Source organism: Thermogutta sp. (genome assembly GCF_014359955.1).
Lineage (GTDB): Bacteria > Planctomycetota > Planctomycetia > Pirellulales > Thermoguttaceae > Thermogutta.
The window spans coordinates 1-4,972 of the sequence record NZ_JACIYL010000288.1; the positions used below are offsets into that span (position 1 = coordinate 1).

The following is a 4,972-nucleotide window of genomic DNA, read 5'->3' on the forward strand; positions in this document are numbered from 1 at the left end:
TCTGTGGAAGCCGTTTCCCGGCGTGGAGAAGAAGCAGGTCGTCCGCGGCTTCCCGCAGAAAATCATCGACCGCCTTCTTGCCCGGGGGGCCTGCACCGGCCATGCGGAAATGGAGCTGGGCTTTGACTATGATTCGGTATGCACCGCGATTGATACCGAAATGTACAAACTCGTCACCATGGAGATGCTGGCCGAGGCTGGCGTCCATCTTTTCCTCAACACGCTGCTTGTGAGCGCTATCCGGTCGGGCGATACACTTGTTGCGGCGGTTACCGAGAGCCGCGCCGGTCGAGAGGCCTTTGTGGCCCACTCTTTCGTGGACTGCACCGCTTATGGCGATCTCGCCGCTTACGCCGGCGCCCGTTACACAGAACCCAACGATTACCCGGTTGCCAACAGCATCGGGGTGGCGAATGTCAACGTGGAGAAGTACTACGAATTCCTCAAATCTCACGACGCTCTCAGCGAGCTTGCCCGCGGGTGGCGCGATGGTCAGGAGAACCAAATCGTGCGGTTGGAAGGGAGGGCCGTTCGACTGCCGGAGGGCTTTCATCGCGAAGCAGCTCGCATCGGCATGTCCACGGTGACCACGACAGTGCACGACAATTATTTCATGTTCATCAAGCTCAACTTCAAGATGCCGGTGAGTCCCACAAACCGCGATGCCGTGACGGCGGCCGAACTGGAACTGCGGAAGCGTCAGGCCCGCGCGGTGGAACTTTTCCGAAAATACGTCCCCGGATGCGAAAAGGCGTTCATTGCTCGCACAGCTCCGCGTTTGAATATTCGCCGCGCTCGCTGCATCCAATGCGATTACGATATCTCACGCGAAGAGGTCCTCGAAGGACGGCACTTCGAAGACGAGGTCTACGTCTATGGATTCCACGATATGGCACCACGGTATCAGATCAAAAATGGCGGCACGTACGGGATGCCCTATCGCGCGCTGTGTGTGAGCGGTCTGGACAATCTGTGGTGCGCCGGAATGATGATCACCTCGGACTACGTCGCCCATATGTCCACCCGCAACACGGTTTCCTGCATGGCCCAGGGACAGGCCGCCGGCACGGCAGCCGCCCTGTGCGCCTTGCGAGGATTGAAGATGAGGGCTTTGCCCTACCGCCTCCTGCGCGAGACCCTCGAAAAAGATGATGTGGTATTCACAACCTGAATGCTTGGACCCTTGAAATCTTGGCGGCCCGCGGTATCGTGAACAAAGAATCGATCGGGGTGTCACGAAGAGGCAGCGATCAGCCATGAAGGAAAAGACCTTCTACCATCCATCCGGGCGACCAGCCTATGTGGGAACTCATTGAAGAATACCGTATGGATCCAACGACGTGGCTCTACGTCGCGTCGCTGATGACCATCGGTATCTTTTTTCGCTTTTCGCGATTCTTTTCCATCCGCAATCTCGACCTCGTCGGCATCATCCTGTTTGCCCCGGGATTACTTTTGATTAGCCATCAGGCGGAGCGAGCCGGATATGTGTGGCTTTTCACGGTGAGCGCGCTGTTTTTGCCCCGGCTGCTCATTGATCCGTTCTTCTCCCGCAGACCGCTCACAGAGCCCAACCTTTCGCCAGGTGGAATGACCTTTATGGTTATCGCGCTGATGTTTTTCCTGGTGGGCAACATTCTCACCGAGCGCGTCCTGGAAACGCAGCCCTCCCAGCCAGGTGCAACCACGGCCAGCCCCATCTGGCGGGTCCCGGAGCTGAAAGGCCCCGGGTATTTGCCGTTCTACCGGGCGATCACTCTGTATCAGCGTGAATCACCATCCCCAGAAAAAAACTCCCCGCCTGCATCTGTCGAGACCGAAACCACCTCACACCTCATCCTCACCGCGGGAATCAAAATAGCGGCCATCGCCGCTCAGTGCGCCATTGTCGCCGGACTGATCCTTTTCGGCCTGCGGCATTTCGACAACGTGCAGACCGGCCTTGCGGCCGCTTCGCTCTATCTGCTGCTCCCCTACACGAGCCAGCTCACCGCCCGACTGGACCATATCGTTCCCGGGGCGTTTGTCCTGTGGGCCCTCGTGATGTACCGGCGTCCGATGATTGCGGGCGCCCTTCTGGGGGCTTCCACCATCGTGTTTTACCCGTTCTTTCTCCTGCCGCTGTGGATCGGGTTCTACTGGCGGCGAGGACTCTTTCGGTTTCTGGCGGGTTTCCTGGCAGTGGTGGCAGGGCTGGTCCTGGTCCTCTTTTTCGTCTCGCCCACCTGGACGCAATTCTGGCGTGACCTGGCGGCGATGTTTGGAAAATACCTCCTCCGCACGGAAGGTGCCGACGGTTTCTGGACGTATCACTGGCCTTACTTCCGCATCCCCATCCTGGCCGGCTTCGCCGCTTTGTGTGTGAGTCTGGGGATTTGGCCGTCGGAGAAGAACCTGGCCAATCTTCTCAGCGGGACAGCCGCCGTCCTACTCACCGCCCAGTTCTGCCTCATTCACCAGGGGGGACTCTACATGGCCTGGTACGCCCCGGCGTTGATTCTGACGATCTTCCGACCGAGCCTGAAAGACATCACGGCCGAACGAGCGGTGCCGCGTTACTGGTTCGCTCCGCTTCCCAAACTCGGCCCATGAACGGTCTGCCGCTCATCCCATGCGCGCAGCCCTGATTGCGGTAGTGATGGCCGATTTTCACCGCCGCGACAAATCCCCACATTTTCCTTCGTCGCGCGTGCCGGCATAAAGTGTAACGCTTGACAGACGCGATGGTGATTCTGAACAATCATATAAAGCAAGGCACAAATAGGGTCGCCCCGCACGCCACAAGTCAGGGATTGGAGATGGAATGGCAGGAGTACACCATTGGTTCTGTCCGTCTTCTCATCGGAGACTGCCGGAAGATCCTGCCCCTGCTGCCCCCTGATTCCGTTCAGTGCTGTGTCACTTCTCCACCGTACTGGGGCCTGCGCGATTACGAACATCCCGAACAACTGGGATCTGAAGAGAGTCCACAAACCTATGTGGACAACCTCGTGGAAGTGTTTCGCGAAGTTCGCCGTGTTCTTCGCCCGGAGGGAACCCTCTGGCTCAACATCGGGGATGCGTACGCTCGCAACGGCGGAACGGGCGTGTGCGGTCCCAATGCGAAGGTGGGCAACACGCGGAAACTTATCCAAAAACGAAACTGCAAAGTGCCCGATTGCTGGGGACTGAAGGACCGTGACCTCCTGGGAATGCCCTGGCGAGTGGCATTCGCCCTGCAGGCCGACGGCTGGATCCTCCGCTCGCATATTACGTGGGTGAAAAAAGCAGCCATGCCAGAAAGCGTGAAAAATCGACCCACCCGAGTTACGGAGGATGTTTTTCTGTTTGCCAAACAACCGCAGTACTACTACAACAACGAGGCTGTGAGGGAACCGTCTGGGGCAAATCTGCGCAACTTCTGGGTGCTTGGGCCGGAGCCAAACGAGGCAGGCCATCCCGCCGCTTTCCCCAAAGAACTGGTGCGACGATGCATCCTGTTGGGCAGTCGACCTGGAGATGTCGTGCTCGACCCCTTCTCAGGCTCAGGTACAACCGGAATTGTAGCCGTGGAACTTCAGCGCAGCGCCATCCTCATTGAGCTGAACGCGCAGTATGCAGAGCAGTCAGCAGAACGCCTGCGCCGGGGTGTGCAGCCAAGTCTTTTACTGTAAACCGCCTTTCCCATGCAAATCTCCGCTCTTCGACGGCAGTTTCACTCGCGTCTCGGACGCGACATCGTGCGGTGGTCGCAGAAAGGAAACCGACGCTATCCCAACTTCGCGGATGGAAGCAGCCAATCCAGCGTGGCCATCGCCCGACGGCTGTGCGAGATTCTCGCCATTCCCGAGACGGACGCCTCTTTAGATTCGCAGACTGCCGGCAGGCGATTCGAACAGATAACCCGCGACTTCCTCGAGCAGTGCTTCACACTCCTCAGCCATATCAGACCGGGGCACTGGGTGTACCTCACGGCACAATGTCAGCTCTCGGACTTCGTCCAGTACAGCCATCTGGCCCATCTAAAATCACTGGCGCGGCAAGACAGAGACCTTCGAACCACATTGGGCCTGGACTACCTTTTTACGCCCGACATCGTTATTGCGAGGATGCCTCTCTCCGACGCCGAAATGAACGGCGAGGCCAATCCGCCCCTGGTCTCCTCCCATGAAACCGGCGAACCGAATCTCACCCCCCTCCGCGCCAGCAACCAGCAGGGGCCCGTGCGATCGCTGCTCCACGCTGTGATCTCCTGTAAATGGACAATTCGCAGCGACCGCTCACAGAATATCCGAGCAGAAGCCCAAACGTTGATCCGCAATCGCAAGGGACACATGCCCCACATTGTGGCAGTCGTGGCCGAACCTCTCCCCACACGAATAGCATCCCTGGCTTATGGAACCGGAGACCTCGACTGCGTTTATCACATCGCCTTGCCGGAGCTCCGCCAGGCCTGTCACGATTGCGGCCTGGAAGACCAGGAAGAACTGCTCGATGATTTGATCTCAGCCCATCGCTTGCGCGATATCACCGATCTGCCGTTTGATCTTGCCGTGTAAAGATCCGCCCGTTTTACCCCGCGGCGTGGGCCTGGGCCCCGGCGATCAGCTCGATGAACTCCTGGTTGGATTTGTACTTGGCCAGCTTCTGGGTGAGCTGCTCCATCGCCTCCACCGGATTCATCGTGGACAGCATCCGCCGCAGGATCGTCACGGCCTTGAGATACTCGGGCGGCAACAGCTTCTCTTCCCGCCGCGTGCCCGACTGGGTGATGTCAATGGCCGGCCAGATGCGACGGTCCGCCAGCCGCCGATCGAGCACCAGCTCCATATTGCCGGTCCCTTTGAATTCCTGAAAGATCAGCTCATCCATCCGGCTGCCGGTGTCGATCAAAGCCGTCGCCACGATGGTCAGCGATCCGCCTTCTTCAAACGCCCGGGCCGTCGCAAACAGCTTCTTCGGAATGTCCATCGCTTTGACGTCGATACCGCCG

The 4,972-nt window shown here is 58.7% G+C and carries 4 protein-coding genes and 1 pseudogene; 4 read left to right on the forward strand and 1 reads right to left on the reverse strand.

Features of this window, described 5'->3' with window-relative positions; genetic code table 11:
• The 4 genes from H5U08_RS10005 to H5U08_RS10020 form a co-directional block, all read left to right on the forward strand.
• The coding region (locus tag H5U08_RS10005; RefSeq protein ID WP_297032617.1) for an FAD-dependent oxidoreductase at window positions 1-1,171 on the forward strand (1,171 nt) is incomplete at its 5' end.
• A gap of 128 nt (window positions 1,172-1,299) precedes the next feature.
• The gene (locus H5U08_RS10010; RefSeq protein WP_297032619.1) at window positions 1,300-2,592 is read left to right on the forward strand and encodes a hypothetical protein; all 1,293 of its coding nucleotides are present in this window, start codon (window positions 1,300-1,302) and stop codon (window positions 2,590-2,592) included.
• 206 nt (window positions 2,593-2,798) lie between these two features.
• Window positions 2,799-3,653 (forward strand): site-specific DNA-methyltransferase, encoded by an 855-nt coding sequence (locus H5U08_RS10015; RefSeq protein ID WP_297032620.1) that lies wholly within the window; start codon window positions 2,799-2,801, stop codon window positions 3,651-3,653.
• 12 nt (window positions 3,654-3,665) lie between these two features.
• Entirely contained in the window at window positions 3,666-4,538 is an 873-nt protein-coding gene (locus H5U08_RS10020; RefSeq protein WP_297032622.1) for an NgoMIV family type II restriction endonuclease, read from the forward strand.
• Between the two features lie 13 nt (window positions 4,539-4,551).
• Here the strand turns inward: H5U08_RS10020 and H5U08_RS10025 are convergent.
• Window positions 4,552-4,972, reverse strand: a pseudogene (locus H5U08_RS10025) (transcription termination factor Rho); the annotation flags it as partial.